Here is a 14153-nt window from a genome sequence, read left to right as displayed (position 1 = left end):
GAAGTAAAGCTCTTAGGTGGTGCAAATGAATCCAGGATATTTGTCAATATTATTCCTAGTCGTATCGTTGATTTTATTCGCTAGTGGCTGGATGGATTTTTTTATGAGAGGTATAACTTCAAAGGTGATACTTCTTTTTTTTGTCTCATGGTTAGTCACTATGGAGATCATGATCACATTACCACATGCACGGATTGGTTTATGGATTATAGTTTTAGTGGTTCTAATTGTAGCTGCTTTGTGGCGTTCCAGCGGGATTATGTATAATTTGCATGTATTGTCTGTAGGAATATTATTAGGATCTGTTTCTTTCTTTTTGCAGGAAACGATTCATCTGTTTCCCTCCATGGTTCTCGGAAGTGTTGAATTCTCAATGGCTTTGCTGATTGGATTTATGGTTAGTTCGCTAATTAAAGTGCCAGCTGTTCAATTGGCTGTAGTTTCATTAGGTCTTCTATTAGGAGAGACTTATTTCCGGTTTATTCATAAGGGACAAATCGAGTTTCAATTAGGAACAACTATGCTGCAGGACCGTTGGTGGCTTACCGTATATATTACTCGGGTGACATCACTACTTTTAGCCAGTATGATTCTGATCAGTAAGAAAAGTGTTAGTTGGATTGTAACAGGAGTTAGAAAAATAGTCCGACACCGTGAGTAAACTCGGGATCAATAGAAATGAGGGGTAGAGGCTGTTATGCTGAACTGGATTGTGGAGCAAAAATATACAGTCGGAATTGTGCTGGGGGTTGTATTCGGGATTGCAGCGAGATTAAGTATGCTAAGAACGGACTATCGACAATATCCGACTTACCCGCACGGGAAGATCATTCACATTTCACTAGGCGTTATAGCCGCAGGACTCGGCTCGGTTGCTGTCCCGTCATTGCTCGACAAAAACTATACTGCTGTTACCTTTCTCTCCCTTGCTGCTCAACAATTTCGCGATGTTAGGAATATGGAACGCCAGACTCTCTCCAAAATTGACAGTATGGAGCTGGTTCCTCGAGGAGCAACCTACATAGAAGGGATAGCGATGGTGTTTGAAGGACGAAATTATATGGTTATTTTCACCTCGTTTCTAGCGGCGTTGTTCAGTATAGTTTTTTCGTGGTATTGGGGAATTGCTGCAGGGATAGTTGCTATTCTGATTACAAACCACTTCAAATCCGGTAAAAGCATTAGTCATATTGCAGATGTGCAGATTTCTGAGGTTAGGCTGGATGGTCCGAATTTGTTTGTAGATGACATCTATATAATGAACGTTGGCTTGGAGGATACGAGGAAAATCATCCTTAAACGTGGAATCGGGCTTATTCTAATTCCAAAAAACAAAAATTGCCGTGTCACACTTGCGAATGTCGGACAGCGCCAAGCTCTCCTTCATGATCTCTCAACTATATTGGGCATTTATCGTGACGAAGGGGAACCTTCTCTGTTGCCGTTAGCCAAGCTGGATATGGCTGATGGACGGCTGGCTGTTTTTTTACTGCCTCAGGAAAGAGATATTGAGAAGGCAAGGTGTGTGATACTGCAATCACCCGTATTGGAAAGCGCTGTACGGATGCCAACGGAAGCCAACTTGAAACCGGAGGGAAAGGAAGGATAGTATAATGGGGAAAATCGTTGCTGTGGTAACAGCGGATAAGAACCAAGTAGCTGGAGGGGCGCCAATATTTATCGTGAATAATTCAGATGAACAGCAGAAGGTTTCGTTTAAATTAGAAAAGATTTTAGATGCTTCAGCACATGATTTACAGAATGGCACCATGATATTGGTTGATCATAAGATCTAAGAATTTGTTCTCCAATTTGAGAATTATGTTAGTCCAATTAGGTCATTGAAGCCGCTTATTCTTGATAATTAGATATGGAAGCGCCGTTGATTTACTGGTTGGCAAGTGCTATGATGTAGAATGTGAAATTTTTCATGTTACGAATTTGCTGGATCCAAGAAAGGAATGAAGTCTGATGGCAAGACCCGTTGTAGCTATAGTCGGTCGACCTAATGTGGGAAAATCAACGATTTTCAACCGCATTATCGGAGATAGGCTTGCAATTGTAGAAGATATGCCTGGGGTAACCCGGGACAGGTTGTATGGAATAGGTGAATGGTTAGAACATCAGTTTAGTGTGATAGATACCGGTGGTATTGAGATCGACGGTGACGATGCGATGCTTAAGTCCATCCGTGTGCAAGCAGAATTAGCTATTGAAGAAGCGGATGTTATTATCTTTATGGTCGATGGCAAAGGTGGCATCACCTCGTCGGATTCAGAAGTGGCCGAGCTGTTGTTCCGTTCTAAAAAGCCCATAGTGCTTGCTGTTAATAAAATTGATAATATCAAACGGCAGGATGACATTTATGAATTTTATAGCCTAGGCTTTGGTACTCCATTTGGCATTTCAGGTTCTCATGGTACAGGAATAGGGGATTTATTGGATGAAGTTGTTCAGCATTTTCCTGATGCCACTGATGATGAATATGGTGAGGACGTAACTCGAATAGCTCTTATTGGACGACCTAATGTAGGGAAATCTTCATTGGTGAACACCATTTTGGGAGAAGATCGAGTTATTGTCAGCGATGTTGCGGGAACAACGCGTGATGCAATCGATACACCTTTTGAGAAGGATGGTCAAAAGTATGTAGTTATCGATACAGCTGGGATGCGTAAACGCGGCAAAGTATATGAAAACACGGAGAAATACAGCGTAATGCGTGCGATGAAAGCTATTGAACGTGCTGACGTGGTTCTCGTACTGATCAATGGAGAAGAAGGTATTATCGAGCAGGATAAGCATATTGCAGGGTATGCCCATGAAGCTGGGAAAGCTGCAATTTTTGTTGTTAATAAATGGGATGTTGTTGATAAGGACGAAAAGACGATGCAGGTGTTCACGCAGAAAATCCGTGATCATTTTCTGTTCATGAGCTATGCACCGATTCTTTTTTTATCGGCAAAAACGAAACAAAGAGTACACAAATTACTTCCAATTGTCAACCAGGTAGCGGAGCAGCATGCTCTCCGGATTCAAACCCATGTGTTGAACGATGTTATTTCTGATGCGGTTGCAATCAATCCTCCTCCGACAGACAAAGGCAGACGTTTAAGAATCAACTATGCGACACAGGTTGCGGTCAAGCCTCCTACGATAGTTTTGTTTGTTAATGATCCAGAGCTTATGCATTTCTCTTATGAGCGATATTTGGAAAACAAAGTGCGTGCAGCTTTTGGTTTTGTAGGAACCCCACTTAGGATCTTTACACGTAAAAAATCGGATGATGAATAGGAGAGATGACAAGTGTGGTTTGTCATATCCATCCTGATCGGGTATTTGTTGGGCTCGATTAGTTTTAGTTTTTTGGCTGGTAAGCTGCTGAAAGGAATTGACATCCGAAAACATGGCAGTGGGAATGCCGGTGCGACCAATACATTGAGGGTTCTAGGGGTAGGACCCGGTGTAACGGTTTTATTGCTTGATGCCATAAAAGGAGTAATTGCCGTCCTACTCGGAATTTGGATCGGTGATGGCAGTGCGCTGCTTTTGGTGCTCTGCGGTGTAGCGGCTATTGCAGGACATAATTGGCCTGTATATTTTGGGTTCCGCGGAGGTAAAGGGATTGCTACAACGATCGGTGTTATGCTTACCTTAGCGCCACTTCCTGCTTTGTATGCGGGTATCGTTTGTATTTTGGCAATTGTAGTAACACGCTATGTTTCACTCGGATCTTTATTGTTTACCGCAATTTTACCTATACTAGTATGGATTATGCACTTTCCGATTGAAATCTTTTACTTTAGTTTATTAGTTTTCGTTTTTGCTTGGATTCGTCACCGTTCTAATATTGTCAGACTGTTGAAGGGCCAGGAGAATAAAATTGGTTCCAAAACAAAATCGGGTTGACAGCTCAGGCTTTATGTTTGAATAGTTATTAAGGGAGGTGGCGTTCATGTCTGACAAGGTAGCCGTTCTGGTGGCAGGCAGTTGGGGGACGGCCATTGCTTCTGTGTTGGCGGAGAACCAATTGGATGTTACGCTGTGGTCTCGTAATGAGCAGCAGGTAGCGGAAATTAATAACGAACACCGAAATCATCGTTTTCTTGGAGATATAGAGCTATCGCCAAGGATTCGAGCTACTACATCAATGGAGGAAGCGCTGCACGAAACACGTGCAGTGTTTGTTGTTGCTCCTTCTGCTTCTATGCGCGAGGTTGCTTTACAGATGCGTCCTTTTCTACGGCAGGAGACAATATTGGTTCATGCAACAAAAGGCTTTGAGGCGACGACCTTACGAAGAATGAGTACTGTCTTAGCTGAAGAGCTGCCTCAATATGATCCGTACTCTATTGTTGTATTGTCCGGTCCTAGTCATGCTGAGGAAGTGATTAAGCAGTGTCCAACAACCGTGGTTGTTGCATCGGAAAATACCGAAGCTGCAGAGGCCGCACAGGATTTATTGATTAATTCCTACTTTCGTGTGTATACAAATCCCGATGTAATAGGTGTTGAGGTAGGCGGTGCATTAAAAAATATCATTGCGCTTGGCGCAGGTCTTACAGACGGACTTGGATATGGAGATAATGCAAAGGCTGCACTGATAACCCGAGGGTTAGCTGAGATATCGCGTCTCGGCACTGCGATGGGCGGAAATCCTTTAACATTCGCTGGGTTAGCCGGCATCGGTGATCTTGTAGTAACCTGTACAAGCAAGCACAGCCGCAACTGGCGTGCTGGTTACACGCTGGCACAAGGTGAACCTCTTGAGACGGTGCTTCAACAAATGGGAATGGTCGTAGAAGGGGTTAAGACTACTCAGGCCGCCTATAGACTTTCACGTGAGTATGGGATAACTATGCCAATTGCGGATGAGCTTTACGCCGTCCTTTTTGAGGGGAAGTCAGCGATAGCAGCAGCCCAGGATTTAATGGGACGTGGGCGCACTCACGAAATTGAAGAAGTAGCCAAGCCTGTTCAAACAAAATGGTTCGGGTAGACAACCGCCTACACGATTAATCATTCCTGTACATAAACTACCTTAGATTCATTTTCCACGTCAGTGGAAGCAATGAGGTTAAGGAGGGACAGGACAATGAGCAACAAGAACGTATCTAAAGATGTGCTAAGCGTAGTTAAGAAAAAAACCGGTAAAAGCGTCAGCGAGAAGGATATATATAAACTGGCCAGCGGCGTGAAGCCCTCTACGACTCAAAGCGATGCTCAATTGAAGCAATTGATTAAGCAGGTTTCGAGTTTAGTGAATATACCGGTTTCTGAAGCGACTATGAATGAGTTGATCTCTGCAATTAAATCCAGCAAAATGAATGCAAACAATATGGATCAACTCATGAAAATGATTTCAAAAAAATAGACAGTTTTGTGGCATGAGTTCCCTGAAAGGGCGCTTGTGCTTTTTTTATGTTATAATCAGGGTTGTTTAAATTCGTATGAATAGAAAAAAATATAGAATAGGAGCAATAAAATGAGTTCTATGGATAAAATGTGGGCATCCTTTATAGCCATTGCTTTGATGGTGGGTGCGTCATTTCTGATTTCTTTTGCGCGCAGCAAAACGACTGGCGTTTTGCGATTCATTCTTTCTACTATTGCTTTTCTATTGTTTGTTCCCATTTTACTCTATATGGTTGTGTCTATTTTGTAACCCTATACAATTAGGATGATTATGATTATTAATTGCTGAATAGCTAAGGGAGCTCAATTGCTTATGATAATGCTTAAAGGACGGAAAGTACATAAAGAAGTGCCTGCAGAGATAAAGCTTACATTACTGGATTTAGCGCTGAAGCATGAAGTGGATTGGGGATTCTCATGTGCCCGTGGAACGTGCGCTAGATGCCGCTGTCTCGTAACTGAGGGTAAAGAGTATTTGAATGAACCAACTGACGAAGAATGGGACCGTCTAGAGCCTGAAGAACTTGAAGAAGGGTTTCGGCTTAGCTGTCAGGCGGCTATTAAGCAAGATGGTTCTATTACTGTGATTCACAAGCCTTATTTTTAAAAAAGGAATAAGTGAGTCTGTCCCAAAACCATCCAGGGTAGAAGAGGTGGATTAGTACTTTGGAATCATCAATAAATAAACTGATTGAAGTTCTCAGACAGGTGCAGTTAAGTCTTCGGGGTGTGAAAGAACCGTGGCTCGTTGGCGGCAGCTGCGGTCTGCTTCTTCATGGTGTGCCGTTACATGCGGCCCCTCGTGATCTCGATTTATATACAGATAGTCTGGGCGCGACAGAAATACATAAAGTCTTGTTACCGTATTCCATTGACCACCAGATAGAGGATCAGTCTGGAATTTATAAATCGATATTAAGTCATTATGAAATAAATGGTATCCATGTCGAATTGGTTGGTGAATTTGAAGTAACAGCTCTCGGTAGTATTTATAAAGTTGAGGCCGCGTTTTTGGCCGAGGCCCCTTCACTGGAAATAGGTGAAGTTCTACTAAATAACCAAGATGCAGAAGCTCTTATTCCTGCTTTAAATGTTATGCCATTAGAGCATGAACTGTTATTTAATGTGTTGAGAAACCGTCCAGATCGGTATGAGGCGATTGCGGTAGTTTTACGCAATCGTAATGCTGAATTGACTCCTATTATGAGGGAGCTGATCGAGCGCAACTCCTTGGACGATGCAGTGATTGCACAGTTGAAGGAATTGCTTTAAGTATAAATAATGAGGTAGGCAGAGTGTGTATAAAGGAGTTTACAAGCCGATGGGTATACATGTAACTTTTTTACCGGACGGCAAGACCATAGAGGTACGGCCGGGAACAACTGTATTGGATGCATCTCGTAAAGTGAGGGTACAGATTCGGACGCGCTGTGGCGGCAAAGCAGCCTGTCTAATGTGTAAGATTATAGTCAAGGACTCTGATGCTTCTGGACTGGCTCCAATGAATCAAAATGAACGTTTGAAGCTGGGTGGACTGCAGGAACAGGGCTACCGATTGTCTTGCCAGGCCAAGGTGGTTGGGAATGTAACTGTATCGATCCCCGAGGATCCATTAAAGGCAGCTATCCGTAAGCAACTGGAAATGATGCAGCAGGAGGATGAATAGACGTGAAGCAAGTTAAAAAGGCAGCCTCTGTTGTTATTTTACTACTACTTTGCTGCTCGATTATGACAGGATGCATGTACCCTAAAGAAATGCGCAAAGAGAGTCAAGCGGCTACAGGAGAGTTTGTAGTAGTCGTACAAAATGCAGTGGATCAATATCATGCGAAAACGGGTGTCCTCCCTATTAAAAACAGTACGGAGTCTACTCCCCTTTTCGAGAAATATCCAATTGATTTCAAAAAATTAAAAGAACGTGCATTTATTAGCAATGTGCCGACTAACGCCTTTGAGAATGGCGGGACAGCCATCTATGTACTGGTTGATCCAGAAACTAAACCTATGGTCAAAATGATGGACTTGATTTCTTATCAGCAAACTGTAGAAGCGCAAAAGCTTGTAGATGATTACAAATCGAAGCATGCAGGCGCTTTGCCCAAGGGTGAAGTGGTGGCTCCTTCTTTTACTCGAATTGATTTTGAAAAGTTAAATAAAAAGCCGATTCAGATTCAGAGCATGTATACGCGTCAGGTTATCTTGCCTTTTATTATGAACGATTCCGGACAAGTAGCCATTGACTATTCTGAAGAGTTGATGCGGCTGATTGATAAGAAATCACTTCAGAATAGTTTAGATGCCAAGCAGGATTTAAGAGAGTTATTGGTGAAAGAATCCTTCTATGTTCCTGCGCGCTCGTTTGCGTACCGCTGGAAGAATGGGCAGCCTGTACCAGATATTAAGGAATAATCGGAATGATATAAACCTCTGTAAACCTTTTAGAAGGGTAACAGAGGTTTTTTTGTACTATCACTATGCATATTCGCCGAAAAGGCTTCGAATTGAAGCTTTTTTTAATATTCCGTCATATACGCAGCCCCTTGTTCATATATTCACTTAGGGATCATGCGGCGGCTTGGCTAAAGTCGTTATGGGCAAGGAGTGATTAAAATAAAAAGTGCCAATAATTCATCATAATTCTTCTGCTAGTACATATATTTTTACTAGTCCGAAAGCATAGGTACGAGTTTCGTCTTAAACAACCTGTAGGAGGGATTCTCATTGGAAAAAGTGGATATCTTTAAGGACATTGCAGAGCGTACAGGCGGGGATATTTACCTGGGGGTCGTTGGAGCGGTCCGTACGGGAAAATCAACGTTCATTAAACGCTTTATGGAATCGATCGTACTACCAAACATTCAGAACGATGCTGATCGTATCCGAGCTACGGATGAATTGCCGCAAAGCGCGGCAGGCCGTACCATCATGACTACTGAGCCGAAATTTGTGCCTAATACTGCAGTACAGCTGCATGTGGCTGAAGGACTGAATGTTAATGTTCGGTTGGTCGATTGTGTAGGCTATGTTGTCGAAGGCGCGAAAGGCTATGAAGACGAGCACGGTCCTCGTATGATTAATACGCCTTGGTTTGATGAGGCGATTCCATTCCAGGAAGCAGCGGAGATCGGTACCCGCAAAGTTATCCAGGAGCATGCGACATTGGGCGTGGTGATAACAACAGACGGTACCATTGCAGAAATACCGCGATCTTCCTATGCGGACGCTGAAGCACGAATAATCAATGAGCTGAAGGAAGTCGGCAAACCATTTATAGTCATTGTTAACTCAACGAAGCCTAATGGTGAAATTGCTCAGGAATTACGCAATGAGCTGCAGGCGACACATGATATCCCTGTTGTTGCAATGAGTGTAGCTAACATGAATGAAGATGATATGACCTCTGTACTGCGTGAGGTGCTTTACGAGTTCCCGGTTCACGAAGTGAACGTTAATCTGCCGAGCTGGGTCATGGTACTGGAAGACAGCCATTGGCTGCGCTCGCATTTCGAAAATTCAGTCCGTGAAACGGTTCAGGATATTCGCAGGCTGCGTGATGTGGATCGCGTTGTAAGCCACTTCGAGGAATATGAATTCATTGACAAAGCCGCTCTGGCAGGTATGAACATGGGGCAAGGTGTGGCAGAAATCGACTTGTACGCACCAGATGAGCTCTATGACCGAATTCTGATGGAAGTAGTTGGAGTAGAAATTCGCGGCAAGGATCACCTGCTGCAGCTGATGCAGGAGTTCAGCCATGCCAAACGTGAATACGATCATTTTGCCGAAGCGCTTGAGATGGTTAAAACGACTGGCTACGGCATTGCGCCGCCTACCCTAGAGGAAATGGCTCTGGATGAGCCGGAATTGATCAGGCAGGGGTCTAGGTTCGGTGTGAGGCTGAAAGCCACTGCACCTTCTATCCATATGATACGTGTAGACGTCGAATCTGAGTTTTCACCTATTATTGGAACAGAGAAGCAGAGCGAGGAGCTTGTCCGTTATTTAATGCAGGATTTTGAAGACAATCCATTGAAAATATGGGAATCCGACATATTCGGCAGATCGCTTCACTCTATCGTTCGTGAAGGAATTCAAGGCAAGCTAGCGATGATGCCGGACAATGCACGCTATAAGCTTCAAGAAACTCTTGGCCGGATTATCAATGAAGGCTCGGGTGGACTAATAGCTATCATATTGTGATTTTGGTCACAAAATCTAGTGAAAATGCACTCCTTTGGGTGCATTTTTTTCGTTTTCACTTGAAAAAGCTACTAGGGTGTATTAATATAGTCTTGTTTGTTTGATTTCCTTGTTCTATATGTATATTTTTAAACAATTCAGTTAACAAAGGGTAATATGAGATATAGTGGGGGGAGGTGAATGGCATGAATAAATCTGAATTGATTAACAAAGTTGCAGAAACCTCTGAGCTTTCTAAGAAGGATGCAACCAAAGCAGTGGAAGCTGTTTTTGAAGCTATCTCTGAAGCTTTGCAGGGTGGAGATAAGGTGCAATTGGTAGGATTCGGAAACTTTGAAGTTCGTGAACGTTCCGCTCGTAAAGGACGTAACCCGCAAACTGGCGAAGAGATCGATATCCCATCAAGCAAAATTCCAGCTTTCAAACCAGGTAAAGCACTTAAAGACGGTATTCAGTAAGAACCATGCTTTCCTACATATCATAGCTGGAACTTAAGAGTAGGCCGTAACACCTGAATCGATTTTGATTCAGGTGTTTTTAATTTATACCTTGATCAATGAGAGGATTAATGAGTGATTCTTTTAATTATAAAGATCATCTTTACAATTAAAAAGACCGCAATTATAATAAGCAATGTAAAGAATCGGGGTATGGCGCAGCTCGGTAGCGCGCACCCTTGGGGTGGGTGAGGTCGCACGTTCAAATCGTGTTACTCCGACCATGAGAGAGACATCGTCGATCCGGTGTCTTTTTCTTTTGAAAGCAAAGATATTGGGCTTTTTCAGTGGTGACATGCTAGAGGAGGATACTGGGGTGGGGGATAAGACAAAAGCATATCTATCATCGTTGGATTGGACGATGTATGGTATTATAGCTTCCATTTATTTGATTTGGCGTATTGGTACAGCCGGGAATTGGAGCGCTGCTTGCTGGGTATTATTATTATTGTGTTTGCTTGGTGTCAGAAGAGACCAAATTGAAGTCGAATGGAAACGTTTTTTTATTTTTGCTATCCCTATGCTGTATGTGTTTTATTATTTTTATGGATCCGGCAATGGCTTCTGGTGGAAAATCGCCAATTGGATGTTTGAAAATAACCGTCATCCTTGGAATTGGGATGCTTGGATGAACAGTATTCCGTTTAACGATGGTGCCTGGGCGAGAACTTTCAATACCCCTTCCCTTGACCATGCGATGGTATGGATCTATAATTATGGCTTCGTGCTTTCGTTATGGATTTGCATTGTGCGCAGCTTTTGGACAAGAAGCATGAAGAAGATGCTTTCTTATGCTTTATCAGGGCATTTAATGCAGTTTCCATTAATCCTGCCCTTTTATAATTTGATTCTTCTCCGTGAAGTTTGGTGGGTTAAGCATCAACCTGATTTATTAGGGCGCAGCTTCGCTACTGAGAATGAACTGCTTGTTAGTGTAATGAACTGTTTCCCGAGTATGCATACTTCGATATCGTTTGCTATGCTGTTATTGGCATTAAGAGAGAAAGACCGCATTTTTAAATATATGATGGTAGCTTACTGCTCTTCTATTATTTTTTCTACCATGTATTTGCAAATTCACTGGGTGCTGGATGTGTTTGCAGGAATGGCATTTGCTTACGGAACGGTTAAATTAGCTGATTTAGTTATTGGCCTTGCGTCCAAGCTGCTGCCAAGCAGTTTCAAAGGTTTTTACGGCAAAAAGGGTAAAACTTACTCTAAGGAAACAATGGTCGCTTAATCCGCGGCCTTTTTTGTCCATTTGAGCATTGAACAGTTGACATCAGCCCTATTTTTTGTGCATCATACAAGTAAGTATGTTTTGACAGGAAGGAAGAAGATAACGATGGATACTAACACAAGTCCGACTCAAGGCGATTATTTTGTTATCAAAGCAAAGGAAAACGGAGTTCAGGTTATCGGATTGACCCGAGGCCAGGATACGAGGTTCCATCATACGGAAAAGCTTGATAAAGGCGAAGTTATGATAGCTCAATTTACAGCACACACATCAGCAGTAAAAATTAGAGGTAAGGCTACAGTTATGACAAAGTACGGAGTTATGGATACAGAGGAATAATTTTTCAGCTTCTGCAGGCATAGCCTGCTTTTTTTCGTTGTACAATGATAAGAGTAGGGATCTCGGTCAAGCATTCAATTGTAACGCATTATTACATACGCTGCTTACGTGGTGAATTCACTTTTGCGATACACAGATGGTGCTTGAGAAGTGAGTTTCGCTAAAGTGGAACTCAGCAGATGCTTACGACGCTAGTTTTTGCTTACGCAAAAACTCTTAGGAGGAGTTTGCCCGATGAAATGGTTGCCCCGACTTCTTATCACAACGTTATTGTCTGTAAGTGTCGTAGTGACATTGTCTTTATTGCCCCAATTAGAGAATGGTTCGAATTCCGCAGTGTTCCGTTCGGTTAAAGCGCAGCCTGTATCTGAAGCTAATATTGTGGATGTCATGAGTAAGCTGCAGCTGCACCTTCGCATTCGGAAGGTTGAAGTAACGCATGCTATTGTTTCAGTAGATCTCATTTCTTCACCGTCCTCGGAGAAAGATGAGATTGTTCAAGATATGTATGAAATTCCACGTGCTTTGTTTAGCCGTTCAACGAATATTAATCAAGTACTGGTGCGAGTTCTTGATAGTGGCAAAAGCAACACTGGTAACGGAACGGCTCTGCTGCTTGCAACAGATGCCAGAAGAGAAAAGTGGCTCCCTAGTGAAAATGTGATTCCTACTCGAGGTATCGAGGAAATGGAACAGTACCTGCAATCTCACTTTCGGGTGACCTACACAACTAGGTGGAGAGAGCGTTTTGAGATAAAAAGTTGAGGCGGATATTATGCGCGTAAGGCTGTACTATGCTATAATAGTTAAGATTATGATCTAATGATTCTTTGTACTCGTTCGGAGGCTAATTATGAATTCTTATCGTATCCCAGAGATGGCGAGAAAATATATAGAATACGATATGATCCAAACACATACTGAATTACCGGTGTTTCCTGAATTTCGTACAAAGCTTTTATATGTTTTTTTAAGCAAACATAGCACAATGTCGAGCTATAGCGAGCTTTTCAGTCTCGTAACAGCCTTAGTCCAGGTTGGCTTGGACACACACGATATGGTTAGCGTAACGAATCAGGTTAAGGAAATGAAAGCAGCAAGATCGAGGCAACTCAAAATACTGGCGGGCGATTATTTCAGCAGCCGGTTTTATTATTTGCTCTCCAATGCCGGACATATTGATCTGATTCGGGTCATTTCGCATGCAATTTGCGAAGCTAACCGATTGAAGATCGATATGTACCAATTGATGAAGCAAGTGAAGCTGTCAGCAGAAGAGTATTTGAAGCGTGCGGTGGAGATTCGCACTCAGCTGTACCTCGCATTTACTGAGTATATGGAAGAATCGATACACGGCGCTTGGCCGGAGATCTTGAAGCTGTTTACTCAATGTGAGGTTCTATTGCAGGAGATTTCCAGATCAGAGTTAGCTCAGCAATTTCGGGAAAGCTGGGGATATTGGCATGTGATGCAGCAGGCAACCAAAGAAGAGCGGAAGTATTTATTGTCTGAAGAACCTGATCCAAGCAAAATTCGCTCTATTTGGCTCAAGTATAAAGTAACCTTACAGCTTTATCAGCAGCTGGATAGTTGTATGCTGTTGCTGCAGGATAAGCTGCAGGGTCTTGATTCTAAAGAGCTTAGCAAGGAATTGCTGTCGATTGGAGAGCCTTTTATACGTTACCTATCGACACCTAAAGTACTGGAAGAAATTTGAGGTGACTACTGTGGAATCCAAGTCAAAAGAAGAATTCGTTCACTCCGTATTTGAAAGCATAGCTCCCAAGTATGACATAATGAATGATATTCTTAGCTTTCGCAGGCATAAAGCCTGGAGAGAGTTTACAATGAAGAAGATGAATGTAAAACCAGGCAGCAAAGCTATAGACCTTTGCTGCGGGACCTGTGATTGGACAGTCAGTTTAGCACAAGAAAGCGGTACTGGTGATATTGTCGGTCTAGACTTCAGCCAAAACATGCTGGATTACGGGAGTAAGAAGATCCGTGAGAAGGGGCTGGACAAGCAGATTGAGCTAGTTCGCGGCAATGCTATGGAGCTCCCATACGAAGATAATACTTTCGACTATGCCACAATTGGTTTTGCATTAAGGAATGTGCCTGATTTGGTTAAAGTAATTGAAGAAATGCAAAGGGTGGTCAAGCCTGGCGGTATGATCGTTTCACTGGAATTGTCCAAGCCTACCTGGCAGCCTTTCAAGGGTCTTTATTATTTCTATTTTCAAAATATTTTACCGCTGCTCGGTAAACTGATAGCCAAACGCTACGAGCAGTACAAGTGGTTGCCTGAATCATTGATTCACTTTCCTGATCATAAGAAATTAGCCGATATTTTCAGAAAAACAGGGCTGACCCATGTACAAGCTTATCCGCTAACCGGAGGCATCGCAGCACTTCATATCGGCATCAAGAAGCAGGAAGCGGAATAAGGGACAGGAGTGGAT

Annotated in this window: 19 protein-coding genes and 1 tRNA gene; all 20 read left to right on the top strand. The window is 42.8% G+C overall.

Annotated features, from left to right (window positions below):
- Positions 1-160 precede the first annotated feature (160 nt).
- The gene (locus GC093_RS31100) at positions 161-661 is read left to right on the top strand and encodes a hypothetical protein (RefSeq protein ID WP_171655829.1); all 501 of its coding nucleotides are present in this window, start codon (positions 161-163) and stop codon (positions 659-661) included.
- Positions 662-697: 36 nt separating this feature from the next.
- Positions 698-1609: a YIEGIA family protein gene (locus GC093_RS31095; protein ID WP_171655828.1), complete on the top strand. Its 912-nt coding sequence runs from the start codon at positions 698-700 to the stop codon at positions 1607-1609.
- A 4-nt stretch (positions 1610-1613) separates the two neighbouring features.
- On the top strand, positions 1614-1796 hold the full coding sequence (locus GC093_RS31090; protein WP_171655827.1) for a capping complex subunit for YIEGIA: 183 nt from the start codon (positions 1614-1616) through the stop codon (positions 1794-1796).
- Positions 1797-1971: 175 nt separating this feature from the next.
- Positions 1972-3294 (top strand): ribosome biogenesis GTPase Der, encoded by a 1323-nt coding sequence (der, locus tag GC093_RS31085; RefSeq protein WP_171655826.1) that lies wholly within the window; start codon positions 1972-1974, stop codon positions 3292-3294.
- Between the two features lie 12 nt (positions 3295-3306).
- Positions 3307-3909, top strand: a complete 603-nt coding sequence (gene plsY, locus GC093_RS31080) for a glycerol-3-phosphate 1-O-acyltransferase PlsY (protein ID WP_312886644.1) — start codon at positions 3307-3309, stop codon at positions 3907-3909.
- Positions 3910-3955: 46 nt separating this feature from the next.
- Positions 3956-4999 carry an NAD(P)H-dependent glycerol-3-phosphate dehydrogenase gene (locus GC093_RS31075; protein ID WP_171655825.1) on the top strand — a complete coding sequence of 348 codons (1044 nt, stop codon included), beginning with the start codon at positions 3956-3958 and terminating at the stop codon, positions 4997-4999.
- Positions 5000-5095: 96 nt separating this feature from the next.
- Positions 5096-5374, top strand: coding sequence for a stage VI sporulation protein F (locus GC093_RS31070; protein ID WP_171655824.1), 279 nt, complete (start codon positions 5096-5098; stop codon positions 5372-5374).
- A gap of 111 nt (positions 5375-5485) precedes the next feature.
- Positions 5486-5665 (top strand): DUF2768 family protein, encoded by a 180-nt coding sequence (locus GC093_RS31065; RefSeq protein ID WP_171655823.1) that lies wholly within the window; start codon positions 5486-5488, stop codon positions 5663-5665.
- Positions 5666-5728: 63 nt separating this feature from the next.
- Positions 5729-6022 carry a 2Fe-2S iron-sulfur cluster-binding protein gene (locus GC093_RS31060; RefSeq protein WP_171655822.1) on the top strand — a complete coding sequence of 98 codons (294 nt, stop codon included), beginning with the start codon at positions 5729-5731 and terminating at the stop codon, positions 6020-6022.
- A 59-nt stretch (positions 6023-6081) separates the two neighbouring features.
- Entirely contained in the window at positions 6082-6687 is a 606-nt protein-coding gene (locus tag GC093_RS31055) for a nucleotidyltransferase family protein (RefSeq protein ID WP_171655821.1), read from the top strand.
- 49 nt (positions 6688-6736) lie between these two features.
- On the top strand, positions 6737-7081 hold the full coding sequence (locus tag GC093_RS31050) for a 2Fe-2S iron-sulfur cluster-binding protein (protein WP_171655820.1): 345 nt from the start codon (positions 6737-6739) through the stop codon (positions 7079-7081).
- Between the two features lie 2 nt (positions 7082-7083).
- Complete coding sequence (locus tag GC093_RS31045; RefSeq protein ID WP_171655819.1) at positions 7084-7824, top strand: YphF family lipoprotein; 741 nt, start codon at positions 7084-7086, stop codon at positions 7822-7824.
- A gap of 312 nt (positions 7825-8136) precedes the next feature.
- Positions 8137-9615 carry a stage IV sporulation protein A gene (gene spoIVA / locus GC093_RS31040; RefSeq protein ID WP_171655818.1) on the top strand — a complete coding sequence of 493 codons (1479 nt, stop codon included), beginning with the start codon at positions 8137-8139 and terminating at the stop codon, positions 9613-9615.
- Positions 9616-9800: 185 nt separating this feature from the next.
- Complete coding sequence (gene hbs / locus GC093_RS31035) at positions 9801-10073, top strand: non-specific DNA-binding protein Hbs (RefSeq protein WP_171655817.1); 273 nt, start codon at positions 9801-9803, stop codon at positions 10071-10073.
- Positions 10074-10259: 186 nt separating this feature from the next.
- Positions 10260-10336 (top strand) — tRNA-Pro (locus tag GC093_RS31030).
- Positions 10336-11352, top strand: coding sequence for a phosphatase PAP2 family protein (locus tag GC093_RS31025; RefSeq protein ID WP_246315726.1), 1017 nt, complete (start codon positions 10336-10338; stop codon positions 11350-11352). The genes GC093_RS31030 and GC093_RS31025 overlap by 1 nt, the downstream gene beginning before the upstream one ends.
- 105 nt (positions 11353-11457) lie before the next feature.
- Positions 11458-11691: a trp RNA-binding attenuation protein MtrB gene (gene mtrB, locus GC093_RS31020; protein WP_171655816.1), complete on the top strand. Its 234-nt coding sequence runs from the start codon at positions 11458-11460 to the stop codon at positions 11689-11691.
- A 234-nt stretch (positions 11692-11925) separates the two neighbouring features.
- Entirely contained in the window at positions 11926-12456 is a 531-nt protein-coding gene (locus tag GC093_RS31015; RefSeq protein ID WP_171655815.1) for a hypothetical protein, read from the top strand.
- A gap of 88 nt (positions 12457-12544) precedes the next feature.
- Positions 12545-13408, top strand: coding sequence for a heptaprenyl diphosphate synthase component 1 (locus GC093_RS31010; protein ID WP_171655814.1), 864 nt, complete (start codon positions 12545-12547; stop codon positions 13406-13408).
- 10 nt (positions 13409-13418) lie between these two features.
- On the top strand, positions 13419-14138 hold the full coding sequence (locus GC093_RS31005) for a demethylmenaquinone methyltransferase (RefSeq protein WP_171655942.1): 720 nt from the start codon (positions 13419-13421) through the stop codon (positions 14136-14138).
- Positions 14139-14153 lie beyond the last annotated feature (15 nt).

Origin of the sequence: Paenibacillus foliorum, from assembly GCF_013141765.1 — a bacterium.
GTDB classification, from domain to species: Bacteria; Bacillota; Bacilli; order Paenibacillales; family NBRC-103111; genus Paenibacillus_S; species Paenibacillus_S foliorum.
This window is presented reverse-complemented; position numbering and strand designations above follow the sequence as displayed.

Excerpts from the sequence above, each read along its gene's own strand:
- GC093_RS31100 (WP_171655829.1), top strand. The coding sequence starts at position 161 with ATGGAGATCATGATCACATTACCACATGCACGGATTGGTTTATGGATT.
- GC093_RS31095 (WP_171655828.1), top strand. The coding sequence starts at position 698 with ATGCTGAACTGGATTGTGGAGCAAAAATATACAGTCGGAATTGTGCTG.
- GC093_RS31090 (WP_171655827.1), top strand. The coding sequence starts at position 1,614 with ATGGGGAAAATCGTTGCTGTGGTAACAGCGGATAAGAACCAAGTAGCT.
- der (WP_171655826.1), top strand. The coding sequence starts at position 1,972 with ATGGCAAGACCCGTTGTAGCTATAGTCGGTCGACCTAATGTGGGAAAA.
- GC093_RS31075 (WP_171655825.1), top strand. The coding sequence starts at position 3,956 with ATGTCTGACAAGGTAGCCGTTCTGGTGGCAGGCAGTTGGGGGACGGCC.
- GC093_RS31070 (WP_171655824.1), top strand. The coding sequence starts at position 5,096 with ATGAGCAACAAGAACGTATCTAAAGATGTGCTAAGCGTAGTTAAGAAA.
- GC093_RS31065 (WP_171655823.1), top strand. The coding sequence starts at position 5,486 with ATGAGTTCTATGGATAAAATGTGGGCATCCTTTATAGCCATTGCTTTG.
- GC093_RS31060 (WP_171655822.1), top strand. The coding sequence starts at position 5,729 with ATGATAATGCTTAAAGGACGGAAAGTACATAAAGAAGTGCCTGCAGAG.
- GC093_RS31050 (WP_171655820.1), top strand. The coding sequence starts at position 6,737 with ATGGGTATACATGTAACTTTTTTACCGGACGGCAAGACCATAGAGGTA.
- hbs (WP_171655817.1), top strand. The coding sequence starts at position 9,801 with ATGAATAAATCTGAATTGATTAACAAAGTTGCAGAAACCTCTGAGCTT.
- GC093_RS31025 (WP_246315726.1), top strand. The coding sequence starts at position 10,336 with ATGAGAGAGACATCGTCGATCCGGTGTCTTTTTCTTTTGAAAGCAAAG.
- mtrB (WP_171655816.1), top strand. The coding sequence starts at position 11,458 with ATGGATACTAACACAAGTCCGACTCAAGGCGATTATTTTGTTATCAAA.
- GC093_RS31015 (WP_171655815.1), top strand. The coding sequence starts at position 11,926 with ATGAAATGGTTGCCCCGACTTCTTATCACAACGTTATTGTCTGTAAGT.
- GC093_RS31010 (WP_171655814.1), top strand. The coding sequence starts at position 12,545 with ATGAATTCTTATCGTATCCCAGAGATGGCGAGAAAATATATAGAATAC.